Annotated in this window: 23 protein-coding genes and 1 riboswitch; of the genes, 9 read left to right on the top strand and 14 right to left on the bottom strand. The window is 66.9% G+C overall.

What is annotated here, in order from left to right:
• Positions 1–20 precede the first annotated feature (20 nt).
• Positions 21–89: riboswitch (guanidine-III (ykkC-III) riboswitch) on the bottom strand.
• A 3-nt stretch (positions 90–92) separates the two neighbouring features.
• The 6 genes from E0H50_RS17295 to E0H50_RS17320 all read right to left on the bottom strand — a co-directional run bounded on the left by E0H50_RS17295 (position 93) and on the right by E0H50_RS17320 (position 6,889).
• Positions 93–923, bottom strand: coding sequence for an aldo/keto reductase (locus E0H50_RS17295; RefSeq protein ID WP_165547166.1), 831 nt, complete (start codon positions 921–923; stop codon positions 93–95).
• A 79-nt stretch (positions 924–1,002) separates the two neighbouring features.
• Complete coding sequence (locus tag E0H50_RS17300; RefSeq protein ID WP_131289384.1) at positions 1,003–1,695, bottom strand: LamG domain-containing protein; 693 nt, start codon at positions 1,693–1,695, stop codon at positions 1,003–1,005.
• Between the two features lie 30 nt (positions 1,696–1,725).
• Positions 1,726–2,796, bottom strand: coding sequence for a lactonase family protein (locus tag E0H50_RS17305; protein WP_238151022.1), 1,071 nt, complete (start codon positions 2,794–2,796; stop codon positions 1,726–1,728).
• On the bottom strand, positions 2,793–4,382 hold the full coding sequence (locus tag E0H50_RS17310; RefSeq protein ID WP_131289386.1) for a CocE/NonD family hydrolase: 1,590 nt from the start codon (positions 4,380–4,382) through the stop codon (positions 2,793–2,795). Before E0H50_RS17310 ends, E0H50_RS17305 begins: the two co-directional genes overlap by 4 nt.
• Before the next feature lie 58 nt (positions 4,383–4,440).
• Complete coding sequence (locus E0H50_RS17315; RefSeq protein ID WP_131289387.1) at positions 4,441–5,370, bottom strand: oxidoreductase; 930 nt, start codon at positions 5,368–5,370, stop codon at positions 4,441–4,443.
• Between the two features lie 49 nt (positions 5,371–5,419).
• On the bottom strand, positions 5,420–6,889 hold the full coding sequence (locus tag E0H50_RS17320) for a M36 family metallopeptidase (RefSeq protein WP_131289389.1): 1,470 nt from the start codon (positions 6,887–6,889) through the stop codon (positions 5,420–5,422).
• Positions 6,890–7,111: 222 nt separating this feature from the next.
• On the opposite strand from E0H50_RS17320, the gene E0H50_RS17325 reads away from it, so the two are divergent.
• From E0H50_RS17325 to E0H50_RS44215, 9 genes are all read left to right on the top strand, one after another.
• Positions 7,112–7,948 carry a hypothetical protein gene (locus E0H50_RS17325; protein WP_131289391.1) on the top strand — a complete coding sequence of 279 codons (837 nt, stop codon included), beginning with the start codon at positions 7,112–7,114 and terminating at the stop codon, positions 7,946–7,948.
• Positions 7,945–8,256: a hypothetical protein gene (locus E0H50_RS17330; protein WP_131289393.1), complete on the top strand. Its 312-nt coding sequence runs from the start codon at positions 7,945–7,947 to the stop codon at positions 8,254–8,256. Before E0H50_RS17325 ends, E0H50_RS17330 begins: the two co-directional genes overlap by 4 nt.
• 559 nt (positions 8,257–8,815) lie before the next feature.
• Complete coding sequence (locus tag E0H50_RS17335; RefSeq protein ID WP_131289395.1) at positions 8,816–9,217, top strand: hypothetical protein; 402 nt, start codon at positions 8,816–8,818, stop codon at positions 9,215–9,217.
• A complete protein-coding gene (locus tag E0H50_RS17340) occupies positions 9,211–9,567 on the top strand; it encodes a hypothetical protein (RefSeq protein WP_131289397.1) in 357 nt (118 codons plus the stop codon). Before E0H50_RS17335 ends, E0H50_RS17340 begins: the two co-directional genes overlap by 7 nt.
• Before the next feature lie 67 nt (positions 9,568–9,634).
• Positions 9,635–10,204 carry an ATP/GTP-binding protein gene (locus tag E0H50_RS17345; RefSeq protein WP_131289400.1) on the top strand — a complete coding sequence of 190 codons (570 nt, stop codon included), beginning with the start codon at positions 9,635–9,637 and terminating at the stop codon, positions 10,202–10,204.
• A 53-nt stretch (positions 10,205–10,257) separates the two neighbouring features.
• A complete protein-coding gene (locus tag E0H50_RS43440) occupies positions 10,258–10,434 on the top strand; it encodes a hypothetical protein (RefSeq protein ID WP_202868181.1) in 177 nt (58 codons plus the stop codon).
• A gap of 61 nt (positions 10,435–10,495) precedes the next feature.
• Positions 10,496–10,738, top strand: coding sequence for a hypothetical protein (locus E0H50_RS17355; protein ID WP_131289403.1), 243 nt, complete (start codon positions 10,496–10,498; stop codon positions 10,736–10,738).
• Positions 10,704–11,093 (top strand): DNA glycosylase AlkZ-like family protein, encoded by a 390-nt coding sequence (locus E0H50_RS44520; RefSeq protein ID WP_420323248.1) that lies wholly within the window; start codon positions 10,704–10,706, stop codon positions 11,091–11,093. Before E0H50_RS17355 ends, E0H50_RS44520 begins: the two co-directional genes overlap by 35 nt.
• Positions 11,012–11,203, top strand: a complete 192-nt coding sequence (locus tag E0H50_RS44215) for a DNA glycosylase AlkZ-like family protein (protein ID WP_165547180.1) — start codon at positions 11,012–11,014, stop codon at positions 11,201–11,203. The genes E0H50_RS44520 and E0H50_RS44215 overlap by 82 nt, the downstream gene beginning before the upstream one ends.
• Positions 11,204–11,435: 232 nt before the next feature.
• On the opposite strand, the gene E0H50_RS17370 is transcribed toward E0H50_RS44215, so the two are convergent.
• The 8 genes from E0H50_RS17370 to E0H50_RS17405 are packed head-to-tail and all read right to left on the bottom strand — an operon-like array spanning position 11,436 to position 21,800.
• On the bottom strand, positions 11,436–12,485 hold the full coding sequence (locus E0H50_RS17370) for a M48 family metalloprotease (protein WP_131289409.1): 1,050 nt from the start codon (positions 12,483–12,485) through the stop codon (positions 11,436–11,438).
• Between the two features lie 21 nt (positions 12,486–12,506).
• Positions 12,507–13,658, bottom strand: a complete 1,152-nt coding sequence (locus E0H50_RS17375) for a VldE C-terminal domain-containing protein (protein WP_131289411.1) — start codon at positions 13,656–13,658, stop codon at positions 12,507–12,509.
• Between the two features lie 16 nt (positions 13,659–13,674).
• The gene (locus E0H50_RS17380) at positions 13,675–14,550 is read right to left on the bottom strand and encodes a hypothetical protein (protein ID WP_131289413.1); all 876 of its coding nucleotides are present in this window, start codon (positions 14,548–14,550) and stop codon (positions 13,675–13,677) included.
• Between the two features lie 7 nt (positions 14,551–14,557).
• On the bottom strand, positions 14,558–16,594 hold the full coding sequence (locus E0H50_RS17385) for a hypothetical protein (protein WP_131289415.1): 2,037 nt from the start codon (positions 16,592–16,594) through the stop codon (positions 14,558–14,560).
• Positions 16,591–19,776, bottom strand: coding sequence for an ATP-binding protein (locus E0H50_RS17390; RefSeq protein ID WP_131289417.1), 3,186 nt, complete (start codon positions 19,774–19,776; stop codon positions 16,591–16,593). Before E0H50_RS17390 ends, E0H50_RS17385 begins: the two co-directional genes overlap by 4 nt.
• Positions 19,773–20,336 (bottom strand): hypothetical protein, encoded by a 564-nt coding sequence (locus E0H50_RS17395; protein ID WP_131289419.1) that lies wholly within the window; start codon positions 20,334–20,336, stop codon positions 19,773–19,775. The genes E0H50_RS17390 and E0H50_RS17395 overlap by 4 nt, the downstream gene beginning before the upstream one ends.
• A complete protein-coding gene (locus E0H50_RS17400; RefSeq protein WP_130380595.1) occupies positions 20,336–20,623 on the bottom strand; it encodes a hypothetical protein in 288 nt (95 codons plus the stop codon). Before E0H50_RS17400 ends, E0H50_RS17395 begins: the two co-directional genes overlap by 1 nt.
• Positions 20,624–20,672: 49 nt before the next feature.
• Positions 20,673–21,800 carry a conjugal transfer protein gene (locus E0H50_RS17405; RefSeq protein ID WP_165547167.1) on the bottom strand — a complete coding sequence of 376 codons (1,128 nt, stop codon included), beginning with the start codon at positions 21,798–21,800 and terminating at the stop codon, positions 20,673–20,675.
• Between the last annotated feature and the right edge of the window lie 90 nt (positions 21,801–21,890).

The raw sequence follows: 21,890 nt of genomic DNA on the forward strand, positions 1-21,890 counted from the left end.
CGACCCCCTCCCTGAGGGGCTAGGCGTCGTCTTCTCCGACCGGGTACGGCACCGCTCGTCCGGGGAGCCCGCTGAACTGCGAACTCCTCCTCTCACGATAGCAAACGCAGCAACTCCGGATCCTTCCAGAGCCGCTCCGGCACCGGCTGCCGGACGAGGGCGGCGTCGGCCCGGATCTCCGCGGGTGACGACGCCGCGATCAGCACCGAGGTGACCGCGGAATGCCTGCTGGGGAAGGCGAGCGCGGCCTGCGGCAGCGAGACGCCGTACCGCTCGCACACCGCGAAGAGCCTGCGCGCCTGGATGGTTTCCACGTGCAGCACCTGCGGGGTGAGTACGCCGGACACGACCACGGACACTCCCCGCGCGACGCAGCGATCCAGCAACGGTTTGGCCGACTGGTCGAGCAGCTCGTAGTGCGTGGTGAGCAGCACGCAGTCCAGTTCGACGTCGCGCACCAGTCGATCGAGTTCGCGCCAGTCGTCCGAGACTGCTCCCAGTGCTTTGATCACGCCGTCGCGCCGCAGCCGATCGAGCACCGGGTACGCCGCGTCGTCCTGCGCGAACACCAGATCCACGGCGAGACCGAGCCGTTCGCTGCTCGCCCGGATCGAGCCCTCCGGGTCGTCGCCGACCACCTTCGTCGACACCAGGAACTCACCCCGTGGCCGCCGCTGCAGCGCCGTACCAAGTCGTCGCTCGGAGTCGCCGTACGCCGGGGACGTGTCGAAGAACCTGATGCCGGCTTGGTACGCCGCGTCGACTGTCGCGACTGCGGTCTCGTCTGCTTTTTGGTCTGCTGTGTTGTCTGCTGTGTTGTCTGCTGGCTCTGGGTTGCCGAGATGGGAGCCGCCGAGCCCGAACCGTGGCGGCCGGAAGCGGGCCGTGGTGCTGGGGGCGAGGAGGTGGCTTGGTGCGGCCATCGCCTTCACCTCCGCTGGTCGGTTACCTACCAGGATCGTGGCTCGGCGGCTTCTGCGCATCTCGAACCAGGTCTTGTCCTCAACGGCCGGATTCGTACAGGGCTTGCACCTCCGCGTCGGTCAGGGCCCGGTCGTGCAGGTGCACCTCATCGATCGTCCCGTCCAGGAAGTCGACCTGGTTGCCGCCGAACTTCGCCCGGCCGATCACCGTGGTGCCGGTCGAGCTCGAATCCAGCGTGCAGGCGGACTTGGCGGCGACGAGCTGACCGTCGACGTACAGCCTCAGCTCGCCCTTCACGACATCGCGGACGCCGGTGACGTGGTACCACTGCCCAGGGTTCGGCTTCGTCGGCGAGAGCGCCTGGATCCCCGGGAAGCTCATCGCGAACCGCTGGTCCTGGCCGGAGTACTGCAGGAAGAACGCGCTGTCGCGATCGCCGTCCTGGCTGACGAACGTCTGGAACGAGCCGTCGGCCTTGTTCAGCTTCACCCACGCGCCGGCGGTGTAGTACTTGCTGGTGTCGAGCAGCGCCGCGCCGGCGTCGGCGTACTGGCCGGCTCCGTTCAGCACGAGGCCCTCGCCGGTCTTGCCGGGCCCGTAGACCGCGCCTTGCCGGAGCGTCGCGTCGTTGTTGCCGACGGCATCTTCGCCGGACCCGTCCAGCGGGTAGAAGTGGATGCCGTCGGCCCCCGGTGTGCCCGGGCCGGGATCTGGGACGCCGCTACCGTCGCCGTTCGCATTGTCGACAATCTGCTCGTTGACTTTCCGCACCTGGGCAAAAGCGCAAGAGCTCGCGCACGATCAAACATTCACGCAGACCGGGGTCGGAGTGCTGAACTCACTCGCCTGCGTCAGCGTGCCGGCCGTTTGGTCTACCAAAAACGTGACGACGTTGTTCGACTTCTGGTTGGCGACGAACAGCAGCCGGCCGGTCGGGTCGAACGTGGCATGCCGCGGCCAGTCCCCGCCACAGCTCGGTGTACCGACCAGCTCGAGTCCCGCCCCGTTGGTGCGGAAGATCGAGACACTGTTGTGGCCGCGGTTGGTCACGTAGACGAAGCGGCCGTCGGCGGAGATCACCACCTCGCCCGGGTAATTCTCCCCCGCTCCGGTCGGGACCGTGTCGAGCACCGTGAGTACTCCGTTCGCGTAGCCGCAGATCGTCACGGTGCTGTCGAGTTCGTCGGCGACGTAGGCGTAGTTGCCGGACGGATGGAATACCAAATGCCGCGGCCCGGCGCCGGCCTTCACATTGGCCTGATGCTGAAGGGTGAGCTTCCCGTCGGCGAGCGTGTAGGTGTAGATCGAGTCGGTGCCGAGGTCGACGGCCAGCACGTACTCACCGGCGTGCACCACCTGATGCGCGTGCGGTGCGGACCCTTCGTGCCGGACCAGGTCGGTTTGTTGCCCCAGGCTCCCATCCGCGGCGATCGGATGGACCGCGATGTCGCCGGATCCGTAGTTCGCACTGAGCAGGTGGTCGCCGACCTTCACCAGGTGGCATGGCCCGGATCCCTTGGTGAGTTGGCGATTCAGGACCTTCGGCGTCCCGGAGATGTCGATCGCCGTCACCGCGCCGGCGTCCTGCTCGTTCACGACGTACAGGAAGCTGCCGTCCCGGATCACGAAGGACGGGTCCGGTATACCATTGATCGTTCCGGTCCCGGTGATCTTGCCGCCGGCGTCGTACGTCGCGATGCCGATCCCGTCGCCGTACCTCCCGAGGTACAACGTGCCGCCCGGCTCGTCGCGTGCTCCCCGGCCTCCGGTCCCCGCGTGGTCGAGACGTTCCGGGGCCTCGCGGGTCGCGGACTGGTGCAGCGGGACGAGGGCAGCGGTGAAGCCGAGGAAGCCCCGGCGGCTGAGGTTCACGCGGCCACCGGAACGCTGACCCACGACGGGTCGCCCGCCGGCGAGCTGAAGGTCACCGTCGACCCGACCACGCTCCGCCCGAGGTACCGCGGATCGACCGTGTCCACCACCAGCACGAGATGATGCCCGGCCGGCACCTCCCAGCTCGTCGCCTCCAGCCGGACGTCCAGCGGGATCGCCTGACCCGGCGTCGCCCCGCGCAGCGTGTACGGCTTGTGCGAGATCAACGAGCCGACGCCGAGCGCGTCGACGTCGTACAGGTAGGCGAACAGCGACGTACTCGCCGCCGACGGCTTCACGGTGAGATGCATCGCCGGCGACCCGTTGACCACAGTCGCACGATCGAACGCCGGACCGGACCAGACGCCTGCGAACGACCTGGACACGAGCGGCGTCGCGACCCCGGTCGGGATCGACAGGAGCCCTTGCAGAGCGCCCGATACGAGCGCGGCGCCACTGTCGGCAATGGTTGGTATACCAGCGCCGATCGCCCGGCTCCATCCGGTCGACGCGTTCGCCTGCAACGCACCGGCCTTGGTCAAGTACGACGTACGCGCCTGGCCGGCTGCTGCCCAGTTCGCATACCCGCGCCACGTGCCGCGCTGGGATTTCAGCTGCACGGGCGCCTCCGTGTCGGCGCCGTTGTCCACGCCGGTGAGGTAATGCCGCAACCAGCCGGCCAGCTCATCCCACGTCTCATTTGGTAGACCAACCGCTCCACTCGCCTCCGGTGTGGCGTGATCGCCGTGCGCCAGCAGGAGCCGCTTCGGCCCGGTCAGGGCGGTGAAGAAGTCCGTGTACTGCGACGGCGGGAAGATCGAGTCCTCGAACGCGTTCGCCAGAAAGACCGCCGGCTTGCGCGCGTTGATTTGGTCTACCATCGTCGCCGCCGACCGCACGGGCGACAGTTGCTGCGCCTCCGCGATCGCACCGTCGAAGTCCCCGGTGACGAATTTCGTCTGCAGCGACGCCATCTCCGGGCCCGGCCGGCCGGTGACGTTGCCCAGGGCAAGCAGCCCGGCGACGGCCTGGAGCGCGACCGTACCGTTCGGATCCAGCGACCGGATCAGGTCCGCCCAGCCGCTCATCGCCCCGACCGCCTTGATCCGCGGGTCCTTCGCCGCGGCGAGCAGCGACGTACCGGCGCCGTACGAGATCCCGACCGCGCCGACCCGGCTGGTGTCCGCGGGCGTGTGCGCGTCCGCCCAGTCGATCACCTTGCTGACGTCGGCGACGGTCGGCGGGCCGGCGATGTCGATACCGCCGCCGGTGTCCCAGAAGCCGCGACTCGAGTACGAGATCACCTGGAACCCGGCGGTGGCCAGCTTCGCGCCCTGACCGATGTACTCGACGTTCGGCACACCCCAGCTGGACGGCATCACCACGAGCGGGAACGGCCCGTCGCCCTGCCCGGTCGGCGTGAGAACGACCGCACCGATCTCGATCCCGCCTGCGCCGGGGATGCGCTGGTACGACGTACTGAAACCCGGCGCGCTCTGGCTCGCGTCCGCGCGCGGACCCCTCGCGATCAGGGACACGGCGATCAGGGTCAGGACGACTGCAAGGGCGGCCGCGAACTTGCGCACTGGAGAACCTCCGCAACTGGAATTACCGGAGGGTAACCAGAAAGTTCCCGCTATGTCACTACTTCAGCACGGTGAGTACCGGATCGACCCCGGTTGCCTCGACCGACCAGGCCCAGAGACGCTCCGCCAGCTCGGGGTCCTGGGCGGCGCGGCTCGGCAGGACCACCTTCGGCGTACCGCGATACTCGAAGAAGCTCGGGCCGACGAACGATCCAGGACGCAGATCCGGGTACGTCGCGGCGTACAGACTCGGCCACGCGCCCGCCGCCGCGGACTGAGCGACCACCCGCGTCGCAGCGGCCCACAACTGCGCCTGGAGGGCACGCCCGGCGAGCTCGGGGCCGGCTGCCTGCAGGTGGGTCGACGCGTACCCGGGGTGCGCCCCGACACTCAGCAGATCGACCCCGGCGGCACGGGCACGACGGTCGAGTTCCAGCATGAAGAGCAGATTGGCGAGCTTCGACTTCCCGTACGACTCCCACTTCCGGTAGCTGCCCGCCGGCCGGCGCAGGTCGTCCTCACCGAGGCCGCGAACGGTCCTGTGCATGAACGAGCTGACCGTGACCACCCGGCTGCCCTTGACCAGCAGCGGCAACAACCGCCCGGTCAGCGCGAAGTGACCCAGATGGTTGGTGCCGAGCTGCAACTCGAACCCGTCGAGCGTCTGCCGGTACGGCGGCGCCATCACGCCGGCGTTGTTGATCAGCAAATCCAGCTTGTCGTACGACTTGACGACCTCCTCGGCCGCCCGCTGAACACTCGCGAGATCAGCCAGGTCCAACTCGAGGACCGTCGGCGCCCGTCCGGCCTTCTGCGTCAGGGTCTCGGCCGCCTGCGCAGCCTTCTCCGGATTCCGGGCAGCGACCAGCACATCCGCGCCGTGTCTGAGCAGTTCGAGCGCGGTCTCGTACCCGAGTCCACTGGTCGCGCCCGTCACGAGCGCGAGCCGTCCGGTGAGGTCGGGAATGTCCGCCGTACGCCAGGTCATGCGCCCACAGTAGCCGTGGGCGCACGACCTGGTGTTGTTGCTGGGGTTGTTACGGGAGGATCTTGCGGTCCTGGAAGGCCTTCGCGACCGTCGCGGCGGCCGGCTTTCCGTACAGCAGCCGTGCAGCCTGGACGGTGTCCTGGGCCGCGGCGGCGAACGACGTGTCCGGGTCGTAGAAGAACGTCGACTCGAGGATCAGCTTGTTGGCCTTGGTCCGGCCGAGCGCCTGGTGGATGTCCCAGAGCGCGTTCGACCAGATCTCGCCGTCGTCGTGCACCTCACCGGTCTTGTCGTCGGTGGTCTTGCCGGTGTCCGTCCGGCGCAGGCAGTGCGGCTCGTCGGTCGTGTACGACGTCGCGTCCCAGTCCATCACGCACGGCAGCTCGAACCCCTTGCTCACCGGCACCGACATCGTCACGGCCCAGTAGTCGCCGAAGCCCTCGCCGATCGCGCCGGCCTCCTCCGACTCGCCGAAGTTCGGCACCACGTCGTCCTGGATCGCGTGCCCGTACTCGTGCCAGATCACCTCGGCGTCCTCGGCGTCGTCGACCCCGCCCTCGCCGACCGTGATCATGTCGGTCGACGGGTCGTAGAACGAGTTGTCCCCGGAGAACGTGTCGACCGAGAAGTCCTGCGACTCGTTGTTGACCTCGGTGAACCCGAGCTGGTGGATGTACTCCTGCGTCTGGTTGATGTGGTAATACACCATCACCTGCTCGAACTTGTCGTTCTGGCGCTGGTAGACGAAGGTGTTCGTCTTGCTCTGGGCCAGCCCGCCCTTGGCCTCGGCGATGTTCACGTACGTGCCGTTGAGCTTGCCGGAGCCGTCCAGATTGCGCAGGATCACATTCTTCTGCGCCAGGAACAACGCGTCCTGGTTCTTGTCGTTCTGGTCGGTCAGCTTCTCGTTCTGCTCACTGACCACCGGGTTCGGGTCGAACACCGAACCGCGGCCGTCGACGTTGTCGCTGATCACCTTCGACTCGACGACCGAGCCGGTGTCCGCGTCGACGAGCGAACGGCTGACACCCTCGGCCGAGCGGCTGGTGACGTTCCAGACCAGACGCGCGTTCGGCCCGCCGATCACCGCGAGTTGCGCGGCGCCACTGGTCGCGCCCGGCTGCGTGAGGACATTCTTGTCCGGCCCGGCGATCCGGGCACGGTTCGCGCGCGCGGTGACCGCGGCGTTGGCCTTCTGCGTCGCGGAGGCCGCGGCCAGTGTTGCGCTGACATCCAGGTTCGCCGGTACGGCGTCCCGCCCGTCCGCGATCTGCACCGCGCCGTCCTTGGCCACATGCTTGGCGTAGTACCCGTCGATCACCGGCAGCCCCTTGAAGGTCTGCTGATACCAGTAGTGCTTGCCGAGCAGCGACGTCTTGGTCTTGATCAGCTTCAGCCCGTTCGGGTTGGCCGTCGCTGCTTCCGGCGCGGCCCCCGCGGCGCTGGTGAACGACAACCCGAGCGAGACAGTGGCCAGCCCTGCGGTGACGGCCACGAGCGCCTGACGGCGTTTCCTCATCCGTTCCCTCCCACATCCAGGTTGCGTAACGCAACCACTACGGTCCGTGGAACCCTAATTCCACGGAGTACCCGCTGGGAAGCAGATCGTCACCAGATTCGCACCGGGCAAGGGAAAACCTGTCACTCGATAAAGAGTCGCTGACGTGCGCCGGCAGTTATCCACAGATCTCGAAACCCACCCCACCGCTCCTCCCCGCCCGCCTACGGTCGAAGGACCGACGTGATCTGGGGAGTACAGATGCCACCCGCTTCGGACCGCCCACCCGAGCCGTCCACCTTGCACCGTGCCTTCTCAATCGGCGGCCCGCTCGACTGGGGCGATCACCCGCTCTCTGCTGCAGAGATCGCCAGACTCCACGGCGCCAAGGCAACCCGCAAGAGCCTCCGCCTCCTCGAAGAAGCCGTCGCCATCGAGCCCCGGATCACCGCCGACTTCCTGGCCTCACTCCCCGACGCCGCCTCGCCGTACCAACTCGCCCGCCGAGTCAAGTCCCCCGAGTCGCTGGCCCGCAAGATTCGCGACTCTGCGGTCAAGCACAGGCGCGTACCGCTGGACGATCTTCTGCGGTACACCGTCCAGGCCGCCTCCCCGGACGACCTCGTCGACTCCGCGCGCGGCACGGTTGACCAGCTGACCGATCGCGGCTGGCGGGTCGTGTACGCGATGCACTCATACACCGACGGATCGCGCTACAAGGGCCTCCACGCCTACCTGGCTGCGCCTGGCGGAGCTCGGGTCGAGATTCAGTTCCACTCTGCGGCCTCGGCAAGGATCAAGGAGCTGACGACGCCTTGGTACGAGATCGAGCGCAGCCTACGGGCAGCTACCCACGATCGCGATGTCGCCCGTCAGAAGTGCGTGGACCTCTCGGCTACGCTCTCGCCGCCCGCGGGAATCGAGGGGTTGACGGCATTGGGCGGAAAAGATGTCACGGTCAAGAACTACAGTGATTCGAGGGCGCATACACCACCGCCCGGTCGGCAGGACTCCCAAGTCGATTCGCGCCGAGCGGTGGGGCAATCAATGACCAGGAGGAACGGCGGGATGATGCGATGAGACTCTTTCTGGTGAAGGAACAGGGCGAGCCGCGCTGGGTCGCTGCTCTCGCGAACGAGAACATGTACGGCTATGTCGCGAACACAGGCAAGTTCCACGACAACTATGCCCTCCGCAACGACTACTACATGGAACGAGACTTCACCTACGAGGAGATCGGTCCAGCCGAGGCGCGCCGTCTGATCGACGGCGGACTCGGGCGATTCGACGAGAGCGAGGACGACGACGTCCTAGCCCTGTGGCGCGACGATCCCAGGCCGCTCGACCCAGCCGATGTGCTCTCGATAGTCGCCGGCTTCGACCGCTGAAACTGCCGGAGACGATCCCCTCCCTGCCATTCGCAGGCTGGGCGCGGGACGAGCCGGGCACGACGCCCAGCCTGCGTGACGGGACAACCTGCCTACGCCGGTCTTCTGCGCCAACGCCCTTCCGCGCCGCTTTTCGTCCTGCCCTGCCCTGCCCAAATCGAGCCGCCACCAGTCAGCGATCCATGTTTTCGACGCGTGACTCCCCACGCTCGGATTCAGCCGCGGCTGCCTGTCCGCCCGTTCAGGACCGCGTCGCTGCAGCAACCTGCAACCTGTGGACAACCCACCCCGCCGAACACTCTCCGTATGCCACCCTTACACCAACAGCACACAAGAACGGAGCCCCACCACATGCCCCGCCGACCGCTACTCGCCGCCGTCGCCACGCTCAGCAGCCTCACCCTGCTGACCGCCTGCAACGACTCCCCCGAAGCCGGCCGGCCCAACACAACCCCCACCACGACCTCTCCGACCACAAGCCCGACAGCTACGGCGCCATCCACGCCATCCCGGACCACGGCGGAGCAGGCTGCCGTCGCGGCTGCCAAGGCGCTACGTTGTGGCATGGGCCGCCATCGACAAGGCGCTCAACAACCCTCCTGCCGCGAGTCGCGCCGAACTGCTGAAGGCCGGTGCAGGCGGGAATTGGCTCATTCAGGTGTGGGGCAACGTCGAGTTCAACCAGCAGCGCGGCTGGTACCAAGACGGCAAAGTCCACGTGGAGTCGATGACCGCCACGTCGGTCGAAACCACAGGTGAGCAACCCGAGGTGAATCTCAGCGCGTGCCTGAACTCGACCAAGGTCACACTCCGATACCTAGCGACACGTAAGCCCGTGCCTCTCGGGCCCGGGACGAGCGGGCGAAGCAAGGTACAAGCAAAACTGGTCTTCACGCCTCCGGACGGGCAGACCAAGGAGATGTGGTTCCTTGTCGATCAGCAGGACACGGGCGAATGCTGAGGCTCGTCCTCCGGCTATTCGCCGGCCTCCTCATCAGCACGACTCTGACAACTGTTGCCTTCGCGGCAACAGCGACTGAAGGCAAGAAGCTGCCGCCAAAGCCTAACGGCGACTACATTCCGCTGTGCCTGCCGAACGGCCGATGCTACTGGGCTCCTCGTTCTACGATCGAGATCCCGCAGGGCGAGAAGACGCCAGGGAAGAAGCCCGCCAAGTCGACGGCCCGGAGGCCGGAGCGGGCCTGCTTCGACGGCGGTGCCGCACGCTCCTGCACGTCCGATCCGGGCAATTGGTCGAACAGCCAACAGTGCTACCTGCAGCGTCTCTCCCCGCAGCCCCCCGAGGAGTGACCCCTCCTGGCAGGGGCACACTGACGGCGCCATCTGGTCTTGTATTCGCGAGCAGGGCATACGGTTCGTGACGCGGTGGATCTGGTTGCCTGGTAGGCCCGACACCGAGGCGGTCGACCCAGTGACGTTGGCCTATCAGGCAATTGGGGAGATGCAGCTGGCTCCGCCGCTCATCAAGACGGCACCGGCACCCGGTCAGATCGGCCTGGTGAACATGCCGGTCTGGTTGTGGGTGACGAAGACCGAGAACACCTGGGGCCCGATCGTTCGAAGTGCGCGCGTGCCGGGGTTGACTGTGACCGTGACGGCTCACGTGAAGGCCATCAACTGGTCTATGGGCGACGGCAAGACGGTTCGATGCGAGGGCCCGGGGACTCCTTACAACAAGTCGATGGGCGTGAAGACCTCGCCTACCTGCGGGCACCGGTACGTGAAGACCTCGCGGAAGCTACCGAACTGCAAGTACCCAGTAGCAGCGGTCGCGCAATGGGACATCACCTGGCAAAGCACCCTTGGCGACACCGGCCAGATCGCCATGACCCAGCAAGCCACGACCCAACTCCGCATCGGCGAAGCAGTACCGGTGCTCGTCGATCGAGACGGCGGCCAGACCACACCAGTCGCGCCGGAATGCTGACGGCAGGCGCCGTACGCCGGTAGCTCGAGGGCACCGGGGAGACGATCAGCGCGATGCTTCCGAGCGCCGTACGCACCTCACTGTCATCCGGCGTGCGTCTCGGCGGCCTGCTGCCGACCGTGGATCCCTCGGAGTGGCTGCCGCCGTATCCGGACATGCCACACTCGCCGGCTGGAGGTCGCCGCACCGCGCTGGCCAGCCGGCTGGAACTCCTCGACGCCGTGGAGTAGCGGACCGGAACTGGCCGATTCTCTGCCTACTGTTGGATCCGCCGATCGGAGAGGATCCGCCATGATCAAGCTGAGCCTGCAGGCCCTGAACCGCGTCACCCTGGACCGCCAGCGGCTCCTCGAACGCCACGACGCGACCACCCTGGAGGCGATCGAACACCTCGTCGGCATGCAGACCCAAGCCCCGCAAGCGCCGTACGTCGGCCTCTGGACCCGGCTCACGAACTTCCCACCCCCTGGAAACTCGCCACGCGGTCCGCGGATCGATGATGCGGGCAACCATCCACCTGGTCTCCAGCCGTGACTTCCTCGCGTTCCGCCCGCTCATCCAGCCCCGGCTGGAACGCGAGGTCTACCAGAACCAGACCTTCGGCCGGCACCGCCTGGAAGGCCTGGACATGGACGCCGTCCTCGCTGCCGGCATCGCCCGCATGACCGAAAGCCCAGCCATCGCCGCCCAACTCCGCGACCACCTGGCTCCGCCCTACCCCGACCGAGACCCCGCCGCCCCTAGCGCACGCGGTCCGCTGTCTCCTCCCCACCATCCAAAACCCGCCCAGAGGACTCCGGACCAAGTCTGGCCAACCAACCCTCACGACCGCGAACCTCTGGCTCCCCAACACCCACCGACGACTCGACCGCGACTGTGGAGGCGATGATCCTCCGCTACCTCACCACCTACGGCCCCGCCTCAGTAGCCGACGCCCAACCCTGGTCCGGCCTGACCCGCCTCTCCGAAACCTTCGACCGCCTCGACCTACGCACCTAGACCGACGCCACCACCGACCGAACCCTCTACGACCTCCCGGACCTCCCCTCCCCCACGGAGAAACCGAAGCCCCCACCCGCTTGATCTCAGCGTCGCCTTGAGAGCCCTCACGCTCCACCAGGTCCTAACTCAGGGCGCAGTCTCCACAATGGCCAACCTGTCGCGCCCTGGAAACTGACCATGAAGAACAAGAAGACGGCCGCATTGCCCATTCCACGAGGCCCATCGCAACTCATCGGCGCTGCAGATATACCTCAAGAGCACTGATACGTTCTGCCACCGACGGCTGGCCTGTGAGCCAGTCGGGCTGCGCGAAGCCGCCTCGACGCTGCCCGCCCTCGTGCTGGGCTTGCCATCCGTAGAGGACCTCGAGGAATTTGCGGCCGTAGCCAAGGTCAGCCGTCGCGTGATCGGCCATCCGCTCGGCCAGTTTGTTCGCTCCGATGAACAGCAATGGAGAGAAGAGTGGCGCGAGAAACGCCAACGGCACGGCAAGGCTGTCGTAGAAGATCAATGCGCCGAAGATCAAGCCCAGATAGGCGACGAGGAGAAACCCGATGATGGTGCATCCGACTGCCGGGATCGTCCGGCTCAGCTTGAGCAGTTGCCAGACCACGAAGCCGACGAGTCGCGCCGGAACCGAATACCAGTGCAGTACGCGACTGAGCCATAGGTGGCCGTGACGACGCACTGAGAAGTCATGAGCGAGTGCCGCCTCCAAGTGACTCGGAGGCAAGGTGTAGAGCGCCCAACTCGTCACCGAGACCGTGTTACCGCCGGTCGCCGGACCGGTTGGGGTTTCGGCCCGTTGAATCCACACCGTGAACCTGCTCGGGTCGACTCCGGACCTCTGCGCGACGGCGTACCAGATGGGAGCGAGGCGCTGGTTCTCCACCATAGTCGGACGCCGTAGTCCGAGCAGGAAGCGTGCGATCAGGCCGTCCGACCCCGGCCAGAACACGACGAGCCCCGTGACGAGCCATGCGCCGACGACAACGACCGGGTTCCAGTCGAATGTTCCCGACAGCCAATAGATGATGACGAAGCTCGCAGCAGCCCAGAGCAGCATCGCGACGAACTCAGCAGCGAACATGCCAGAACCACCAACTGCACCCGATGCGGCAGGCCCGCCGATCCCACGCTGGTCCTGCCCATGCAGACCGTTGAATGGAAGCTGCGGCACGGCATTGTCCCCGCCCGGTGTACTCGATGCCGAGTCGCGAGAACCACGCTCTGGCGAGCCATCATCGGGACGGTCGTCCCGGTTCTGCGAGTTGTTCATGTACCGCCTCAGCAGTTGGAATCAGTAGAGGGACACGTGAACGTGATCGTAGTGGCCACCGGTCGCGTCACTCGGATCGTAAACACCGCCGCCGTTGTACGGCGTCCACTGCCCGGTGCGAGCACTCCATATCTTCCCGTACCAGATGAGGTAGTGCACCCCAGTCGTTCCCGCCGTCTGAATCGCCCAGTTCGCAATGCGATCCCCCTTCGCTCTTGCCGGCGCGGATCGGCGCGAGTCCCCGCCGACAAAGACGTCACAGGCTTTCCCCTTCGGATGGTCACTCGTCGGGTTCCAGACGTGGGCGTCCCAGCAGCTCATCGGCGGATTGGCCAGCGCAGCACGAGCCTGCGCGACCCAAGCAGCAGTGCGTGGGGTGACGAGCCCGCCTGTGCCCGTCGGATCTGTGACGCTTGCAGTTTGCGGGGGCCAGACGCCGTTGATGGGACGGCCTTCGATCAGGCCACCTCCGGCGCCACAGCTGTTGTCGATGTCGGTCGGCTGCGATGGGCCGACGGTGGGTTTCGGTCCGGAACGTCCCGCATAAGGATCGCCGGCCCGCTCGAGATCGATACCTGCCTCCGCTGCGATCTGCCGCGCCGTGCGTTCATGTCGCGCGTAGGCATCGGGGAAGGCCGAGACTTGAACGGCCTGGGCAGCCTCGGTGAATGACATCGATGGCCAGTCATCGATGTCGACCAGACCTGGAGGGCTCGGTGGATTCGGCCCACCGAAGAACGCCTCGGCAGCGTAGGACGGATCCAGAATCTGCTGGACCGTGCCCCAACCTGCGGAAGGACGCTGCTGAAACAGTCCGACCGAATCACGATCACCGTAGTCGATATTCTCAAGTCCCGATTCCTGCAGCGCCGTCATCAGGGCGACCAGGGTCGCTCGGCCTGGAAGGCCACGCGCCACCGCGACACTGTCGATGATCTTGGCGAAAGCGACCTGCCTCGCTCGCACCGGCGCATCCGCGGGCGGATCGTCGACCCGGGAATCACCGCTTCCGGGCGGGCAACTGGCAAGGAACCGGTCGCCTCCAGCACCGAAGGGCACGATCAGAACAAAGCTCATCAATCCGACTACGGCCATTGCTCCAAGCGCCTTCAGGCCAAGGAGTTTGCCCGCGCTCGAGCCGAGGACACCGCCTGCACCGCGATCCACGAACATCACAGTCCCCGTTCGCTCATGGACCGGTCCCGCCGTTCAAGTCGCTGATCACCCAACTGGTTCCCTCGGGTACCAGAGTGATCAGAAGCGGCAGCACCATCCGGTTGGGGCGCTTGCCCGTGACGTCGATCGTGACGGAAACCAGGCGGCTGATCCGCGTCGGCGTGTCCACCGGAGCTGAATCCGGCTTTGGCATCTCGACCTTCACGGAGGCCACAGTGGATTTCCCACCATCGGACTTCAGGGCGTCGTAGGTCGAATCGCCTTCGGACTGCAGGCTCTGTCCGAGCTCAGACGTGATGTAGGCAGCTGTCTTGTCGATGAGATTCGCATATGTCTCCCTCGACGGATCACGCGTGTAGAACACCCGTGCCCAAGCGTTGAGCGTACTCGTCGCGGCCGTCGTTGCAGCCGCCGTCGGACGCTCGGTCAGGATCGGCGGAGTGGAGTTCTGCAACGTCGCTGGGCCTGAGGGAGTCGACGTCGATGACTGTGGTGCATCAGGAGACTGCGCCTGGTCGGGCGGTTGAGAAGGAGTCAGCACTCCAACATCGCCACGGGCAGGAGGCTCATCTCCTCGCAGCAGACGCGGCAGCCCGCCGCCGAGACCGAGAACGACGATCGCGAGGATCACAACAGCGACAATGACCGTCGCCGGGCTCGTAGGCTCCGCTTGTCGCTGCTGGCGGAGCCAAGCCACCCGTTGTGCCTGATCGTCACGGCGCCAGGTGCGCTTCGCCCGACGACGTTCTCGCCGGCTCAGCTCGTCAATCTCGTCGGGATAGTCGTAGTCCGTCCGAACCATGTCGCGCCAGTTCGTCGGCTCATCGGGCCGGGCCCTGCCGGAATCGTCATCGCGATCACGCCGCGAGGAGTCGCCGCCGCTCTTCATCGTCCGATCACCTGCGGATTGGCACCATGACCGTCACGCCGTCCTTCGTGACGCTCGAATACTCGCGGAACCGCCTGCCCGAACTCGACGGTGGCTTACGTCGATCGCGAACTGCTTTGGGAGGTCCGTCGCGCAGGCTCGCCGAATGCGTATGAGCTCTTGGTTCAAATCTGCTGTGCGAGGCGGGACGACTGTCCTTTCTGGTCGACTTCGCGTGCCTGGCCTGCCTGGCTTCGGCATTCGAAGATCCGCCGCCGGGCGCGCCCGACTGCGATCCACTGCTCGCTGTACCCGATCGAACGGACGGCGTGCCCGACAAGCCAACTGTGATTGCTCGACGCCGACCGGCAGGCCCGGATGTGCCATCCGATGTCGCAGCACCGGCCGTCACCGATGTCGCGCCATTGGAGGTCTGTGCGTGGTCCTTGAGACGTGAAAGCTTCGACTCCTGACCTCCGCCTGCACCCGCCCGAGTTGAACTTGTCCCTGCCTGCTCGATAGCTCGTCGTTCGGGAGAACTCATCGCATGAGCCGGGGCCCGTCGTGCCGCCACCATGCGATAGTTCGTCCCGAGCGCCGGCGCCTGTCGGAAGACTCGGACGGATGACGCTCGCTCGACTTGCGTCTCGTACCCTCTCGAGCTCTTCTCCCCGACCGTTGGGCTCGCAGCTCGGCTACCGACCACGCCCATGAGACGCCGGACGGCGCCCATCGCTCCTCGACGAGCGAGGCCTCCCATGACCAGGCTTCCCATCCCTGGTCGCATCATTGAACTCATGCTCTCGAAGAGCCGCCGAAGCCGGAACCCTGCGATGAGAACCGCGATCGCGAGCCCACTCACAGGAAGCCATCCGAGCGTGTCGGTCAGGCTGAAGACCGCGGTGACCAGCGCCAAGGTGGTCGAGAACACCAGCAGCGCGAGAATCGACTGCAGAACCAGGCCGAGTAGGGCCTCGAACCAGTTCATCCCCCATTGCCTGGTCCGGCCGGGAACAGCCCACAGACAGGTGAACAGGACGCCGACCACCAGCAAGATCATACAACCGATGAATGCCATCAAGGCTGTGAATGCAAGTGACACCGTCAGGAACGCGAACAGCGTCGCCGCTATCGCACCAAGAGTCAGCACGCCTACGCGGCCGAACGGATTGTCGCCCTTCGCCCACTTCACTGTTGGGGCCTCTCCGCCGCCCTCAGCCTTGCTGATCTCCTTGTCGATGTAGCTGTTGCGGGCATCGCCGTCGGTGCCCTTGTCGAGAATGGCCTTGCCATAGCGCTGACAAGCCTGGAGGGAGCCGAACTCAGCAATGCACCACGGGGTCGCCGCGAAGGCTCGCCATGTCGCGTCGCCGGATTTTCGCAGCAAAGTGTCCCGCTTGGAGCCGGAAAAACTAGGTTCGGGCCACTCGATCGGAACCTTTGTCGTCGAGCCGAGTACCTCGGTGGACGTTCCGACAACCGCATCGGACCCAATCTGCCGTGCGCCATCGACGCCGTGTAGCCAGGTCGCCGGCGCGACAGCGAAACTCGTGGCCAACAACCCAGCGGCGAAGACCCACACCAACTGACTCATCGAGCTGCCACTGGCCCGCCGTTGCGCATACGCCGCAATGGCGCCGAAAGCCAACGCGGACGGCAGCAACCATCCGGCCAGTTGGGTGTTCACCAAACCGATGGCCGACGAAGCGGTGTCGGTCAACGGCTTCAAGTCTGTGAACGAGAACAGCCACCAGCCCACAGAGATCGCTGCCCGGGTGATTGCGATGATGTACAGCATGACCATGTGCGCGTAGCCGTTGAACACTGCCTCCATCGGATCGCGGAAGCTCGTTTCGTAGTCCAGCCCATAGACCGTCGGGCTGTACTGCTCGAAAAGCGTTCGCGTGTCGCCGTGGGTCAGGTCAGGGGTAGGTAGAAGGTCACCGAAGCCGGTCGGGTTGGTGGGGCCTTGGTTGGGGTCGGCGGCTAGGGCTAGTTGGGAGGTGAGGATCAGGGAGATGGAGAGGACGGTGGCCGCGGTTCGGAGGCGGCGGCGCCACCTCATGCGACGTGCTCTTTGTTGGTGGGTGGGCGGTCGGGGTCCGGGGACTCGTCGTCGCCGTAGGCGGGGTACATCGCCTCGTTGTAGGCGGCCTCGTCTGCTTCTTGGTCGTAGACCTCGTCTGGGCCAATCGGGGACTCGTAGCGCAGGGGGTGGCTGTGGTCTTCGGAGGGGTCTTGGCCGTTCGGGATCGGCGGGTGGCCGTTTTGTTGGGCCACGGGTGGGGGTGCCGGTTGGGACGGTTGAGAGGGCGCGTGTTGCGGCGTCGCCTCTTGGGTCGCGGAGGGCTGGACTGCGGGTTCTGTGCTTGCTCGCTCTGCGGTGGCTGAGTAGCCAGGCGCCGGTTGTGTGGCGGGAGCGGGCTCGCGGTCTGCGTGGGGGGAGGGCTGGCGCGACGGGTCTGCGGTGCTCTCGGGCCTTTGGTCGGCGATCCCCGCGGTCTGAGGAGACGGCGCAGGCGGTGCGGAGTTTGCGTTGGCTGTGTAGGTCGGAGCCGGCTCAGGTGGTGTGGGGCGCGGCTGGTTGACCTGAGGCGCCGGGGCAGACGGTGCCGCTGGGGTTCCCTGGGCGATGCCATTCGAGGCCGACGGCATGACCGGCGCGTCTTGCGGCGACGTCCGGTGGTCCTGGAGCCGGGCTGATGAAGCCGGCTCGAGGAGCTCTTCTTCCTCGTCCGCGAAGGGGTCGTCGGGTTCGTACGCAGGAATCGCGCGGGCCGTAGCGGTCGTGTGTTCGGATTCGGGGGTGGTTCGGAGGAGGGCGGCTACCTGTTGGCTGGGGATGTCTATTTGGACTGTGGCTACTTCGTCCCAGCGGTCTCGCATGATGCAGTGGCCGTGGCGGATGGATTTGCCGTTGGCGGCGGTGTTGATGCCTCGGACGAGGGTTTGGTACGGGGCGGTTTGGGGGCGGCCGAGGAGTTCCAGGAGCGAGTCGACCTGTTCGCGGGAGCGGAGGCTGAAGGCGAACAGGGTGGTGATCTGTTCGACCAGGCCGGGGAGTTTCAGGATCGAGGCGGGGTCCTGGGTGTCGAGGACCAGGGAGGCGCCGAGGGCGCGGCCGACACGGGCGATGTAGTCGAGGAAGGACGCGCCGTCGGGGGTCTTCGTCAGGAGGTGGACCTCGGGGACGATGACGACCTTGGAACGGCCGCGGAACTCGCGGCGGCCCGTCGTACGGACCATCCAGGCCAGGCAGCCGCGGAGGCAGGCCATGCCGACGCGTTCGATCGGGGACCAGGACTCGGGAGCCGACTCGGGGGACGGCAGCGTGAGGCCGGGCATCTGCACGACCCAGAGACCTGGGTTCGTCGTCAACGAAGACAGCCCGGACGGTGGGCCGGCGACGACGGAGCCGAGACCTGTCTCGACCAGGTCGCGTAGTGCGAAGCCGACGGTCCGCACTGTCTCCGACTCGGAGGCGCAGAGCCGCTGGATGACACCCCACGACGACGGGTCGGGTGACTGGATCTCGGCGCGGGTCGCGGCCATGACCGGGGCCTCGGCCGCACCACGCAGATGAGGCGGTAGCAGCAGCATCAGCTGCGACGGGGCCTGCAGTAGGGCGTCGTCAACGGGCAGCACCCGCAGGAGGTCTGCAGCGCCGGAGAACTGCGCCGTGATCTCAATGACAGCAGTGGGTACGCCGTACTCGGCGGCGACTGCGGACACGCCCGCGGCGTCGCCCTTCAGGTCCAGCAGCGGCACCCACGCACCGGCGAACGCGGAGTCCAGACCGCCCAGCATCGCGGCAGTCGTCTTGCCTCGACCGGAACGGCCGAGGAACAGCGTCGTGGTCGCGTCACCCAGTGCAGAACCAGCCGCGGCATCGAAGCGCACCAGACCGGGTGTGGAGCCCGTCAGGTACCCGATGGCCGGGCCTGTGGCGTCACCGATCGATGCACCGCCCCAGAACCACGACCCGAAGAACGCGGTCGACTCACGTACGTGTCCGAGGTCCGGCACGCGCAGCTGGTCGCCCGGCAAGGACTCCAGCCACAGGTCGCGCTGCTCGTCCGCGCCAGCGGCAACGGTGATGCCACGGTCGGCGTAGTGCGCGATGACCGCGTCAACGTACGCCTCGAGGTCCTCACGCGTGTCCGCGCTGACCAGCAACCGAGGGTGGTCCTCGACCAGTGTCAGACCGCTCCGGTTGATGTCGCGCTTGACCTCACGCATGACGCGCTCGGTCTCGACGATCTCGTCGGCGGTCTCCTCCGCGGTGCCCTTCGCGGCCGAACGGCGCTGTTCCTTCGCGCTCTTCCGGGTCTCGTCGACCAGGTGGCGCGCGGTCTTCTTCGTCAGGACGCGGAACCGGACCGAGGCCTCGACGGTGACGTCGATCTCCTCGCCGTCGTCGTCGATCGCCTTGATCTCCGACAGTGTCCGCAGCCACTCCCCCGCGCCCGGAGTCTCGAGCTCTTCGGGGAAGTCCGTCATCGCGAGGACAGTCGTGTACGCCGCGATCTGGCCACGGGTGTCGTAGATCCGCAGATGGTCGGTGTACGGCACCACACGGCCGGACGTCAGCCGGGCCAGCGAGGCACCGGTGATCAGACCGCGTCGCGGCGCTGCGACCGCACCGCGGTGCATCTCGCGGCTGATCAACCAGGAGATCACCTCAGCCGGCGCGGTGTGCGCCCGCCAGACCGTCGAGCCGAGCTGACGAGCGAGCTTGCGCACCCGCTCGTCCAGGTGCGCAAGTTCGCGCGCGCTGACCCGCCAGGACGTCGTACCGAGGGCGTCGCTGATCGAGCCGCGGACCTGCGCGGTCGCCCGCGGGTCGCGGTCGGACAGGTGTACGCCGAGCGCGACGTACCGCTCCGGCATCCGCATCTCGTCGATCCGGTCGGCCCGGGTCTGCGCCCACGCGTCGTGGTCGCCGAGACGGTAGTGGCCGGCCATCGAGTCGATGTAGTCCTGACCGGTCGAGCGGCCCCACACCACCTTCAGGTGGCTGAGCCGGTCGCCGAGGATCGTCGCGGCCGCGCTGACCGCGGCGTCCAGGGCCGCGTCCTGCTCGGCCTCGGTGGCCAGGTCGGTGTTCGCGACCGAGATCAGGAACCACGCCTCGGCGCTGCGCTCGGTCACCAGCAGACCGTCGGCGATAGCCACAAGACGAGGTGGCGGCAGGCCGCGCTCGCGGCCGACCCCCACCAGGTTCAAGAGCTTGTCAGCGATCTTCATTCGCGGCCCTTCCCTGACGACGTCCTGCGACTCACCCGTTGTACGTGATCCGAACCCAGCAGCCGGGCCCGCTGGTTGACGGTGATGTCCGCGCCCGCGCGGACCATCGGGTCGAGCTCGACCACGACCTCACGTTCCCACTCCGGCGTGACCCGGGCCTTGGCCAGATCGGCCACCTTCCGGGTCGAGATGCGCTCCCGCCAGGGCAGGTACTCCGTCTTGTCGGCGGCGCGCGCACCGAGGCCGATGATCGGGCGGTGCGCCCGCAACGCGTACCGGACGGCGAGCGCCCATTCGGTCACCCGGCGGCGACGCTCGTGGAACTTGCCCGGGCGCCAGCCGAACGCGGTGATCACGAACGGCGGCACGATGTACAGGCTGACGGTGGGTTTCTTCGGTACGCCGATGAACGGGAACAGCAACGCCACCCAGAGCACGATGATCACCGCTCCGAAGATGATCATCCGGCGCCGGGCGCCTTCTCCGAGGTCGATCCCGAGCAGGTCGTACTGCCGGGTCTCGATCTCGAAGTGGTGGGTCAGGGTGCGGCCGACTCGCATCAATTACCTCCGGACAGCAATCCCCAGAAGCCCTTGAGCACGTTGATGGTCTGGTTGTTGGCGTAGATCAGCCCGCCGACCAGGACCCCGGCCGCGATGTGGCCGAACAGCTCGCCCCACTCGCGCTTGAAGTAGTGGCCGATGGCACGCAACACGAGGATCGCGATGAAGATGTTCCCCGCGATGACCAGGACCCAGTCCTTGAAGTCCGCGCCCGTCGGCACATTGGGGTCGGCCATGGGCACGGCAAGCTGAAGCACGCTCGCAGCCAGTTCGTGAGTCGTCATTGCGGTGTCTCCCTTGTTGCCTCGGTCATCCGATGGCCAGTAGCTGGATTCATCCGACGGCAGCCACTTGCCATCGCTGTGCTCCGTCCGTGGCGACAGTACGCCTCAGCGTGAGCGTGTAGGTCTGGTCCAGCGTGGTGTCACCCGCGCCGTTCCAGGTGACGGCCGCGGTCGCCCGCCGCTCGTCGTCGTTGCCGGTGTAGACCTGCCAGTCCTTGAGTTCACCGAACTTCACCGCCCCGTTCAGGCTGCGGATGGTGGAGCCGGGCGCGGTCACCGCGGACACCTTGTTGTCGGACTCGGCGTACGCCGAGAAGAACGCCTCCGCGTCCTTCTCGGTGGCCGTGGTCAGCTCGTCGTCGGGCGTGCCGGCGTCCGGCATGTTGCTCGGCAGCGGCGCCCGCAGGTCCGGTACGAACGTCGGCGGCCCGCTGACCACCACCCGCGACGCGGTCCGCGCGACCGGGACCGAGATGCGCTGCCAGGTGATCGGGCCGGCGGCCCAGCTCTTGCCCTGCTTGGTGAACGTGTAGACACGGACCCGGACGTCCACCACGGCCGTGATGCCGTTGGAGTCAGCCTTGACCTCTCCCGGGTAGGCGACGTCGGCGGTCTGCTTACCGCGACCGTTCCAGCCCGCGCGGCTGTCCAGGCCGGCGGCGAGGTCCAGTCCGATCTGCGCCGGGCGGGCATCGGGGTTGCTCTCGTCCCAGGTCAGGTACGACACGGCGTACCGCGTCGCGACCGCGCTGGCCTCCGCGGACGGGAAGCTGCTCTGCCCGCTGACGACCGTCTCCGGCGTCTTGTTCGGTGCGATCCAGGAGCGGATGCCGCTGATGGCAGCCAGCAGCAGTACGACGACCACGAGGCCGCGGAAGAACCGCCGTGCCCACGTGGAGAAAGAGGACTCCGGTTCGGTCGACCACGGCGTCTGCCCGGGCTCCAGTACCTCGCGGACCGGACCGGGCGCCGCGTGCGCACCGTGCGGCGAACGCTGTTTCAAACGTTCGGGAGTACGGCCCCGCTGCTCCTGCGGCGCTTCCTCCGAAGGACGCCCGCCGGGACGACGGGGTGGCGCCATCACGCCACCGGGCGGCGCCTGGTTCTGCGGCGGCTGGCCCTGCGGAGCGGCGTACTGCGCTGCTACACCCTGCGCCTGGCGAGGGGTAGGTGACACCGGCCCGCCGGGGTGGGCCCACCACTCCGGCGCGGTACTTTGCGGGCGACCCTTGCCCGGCCTCTTGGTTCGGCGCTGGTCCGACCAATG

This window comes from Kribbella sindirgiensis, from assembly GCF_004331435.1.
Classification (GTDB): Bacteria; Actinomycetota; Actinomycetes; order Propionibacteriales; family Kribbellaceae; genus Kribbella; species Kribbella sindirgiensis.

Coding starts and splice junctions, on each gene's coding strand:
- E0H50_RS17295 (WP_165547166.1), bottom strand. CDS start 923: ATGGCCGCACCAAGCCACCTCCTCGCCCCCAGCACCACGGCCCGCTTC.
- E0H50_RS17315 (WP_131289387.1), bottom strand. CDS start 5,370: ATGACCTGGCGTACGGCGGACATTCCCGACCTCACCGGACGGCTCGCG.
- E0H50_RS17320 (WP_131289389.1), bottom strand. CDS start 6,889: ATGAGGAAACGCCGTCAGGCGCTCGTGGCCGTCACCGCAGGGCTGGCC.
- E0H50_RS17330 (WP_131289393.1), top strand. CDS start 7,945: ATGAGACTCTTTCTGGTGAAGGAACAGGGCGAGCCGCGCTGGGTCGCT.
- E0H50_RS17340 (WP_131289397.1), top strand. CDS start 9,211: ATGCTGAGGCTCGTCCTCCGGCTATTCGCCGGCCTCCTCATCAGCACG.
- E0H50_RS43440 (WP_202868181.1), top strand. CDS start 10,258: ATGCTTCCGAGCGCCGTACGCACCTCACTGTCATCCGGCGTGCGTCTC.
- E0H50_RS17355 (WP_131289403.1), top strand. CDS start 10,496: ATGATCAAGCTGAGCCTGCAGGCCCTGAACCGCGTCACCCTGGACCGC.
- E0H50_RS44520 (WP_420323248.1), top strand. CDS start 10,704: ATGCGGGCAACCATCCACCTGGTCTCCAGCCGTGACTTCCTCGCGTTC.
- E0H50_RS17370 (WP_131289409.1), bottom strand. CDS start 12,485: ATGAACAACTCGCAGAACCGGGACGACCGTCCCGATGATGGCTCGCCA.
- E0H50_RS17375 (WP_131289411.1), bottom strand. CDS start 13,658: ATGTTCGTGGATCGCGGTGCAGGCGGTGTCCTCGGCTCGAGCGCGGGC.
- E0H50_RS17380 (WP_131289413.1), bottom strand. CDS start 14,550: ATGAAGAGCGGCGGCGACTCCTCGCGGCGTGATCGCGATGACGATTCC.
- E0H50_RS17385 (WP_131289415.1), bottom strand. CDS start 16,594: ATGAGGTGGCGCCGCCGCCTCCGAACCGCGGCCACCGTCCTCTCCATC.
- E0H50_RS17390 (WP_131289417.1), bottom strand. CDS start 19,776: ATGAAGATCGCTGACAAGCTCTTGAACCTGGTGGGGGTCGGCCGCGAG.
- E0H50_RS17395 (WP_131289419.1), bottom strand. CDS start 20,336: ATGCGAGTCGGCCGCACCCTGACCCACCACTTCGAGATCGAGACCCGG.
- E0H50_RS17400 (WP_130380595.1), bottom strand. CDS start 20,623: ATGACGACTCACGAACTGGCTGCGAGCGTGCTTCAGCTTGCCGTGCCC.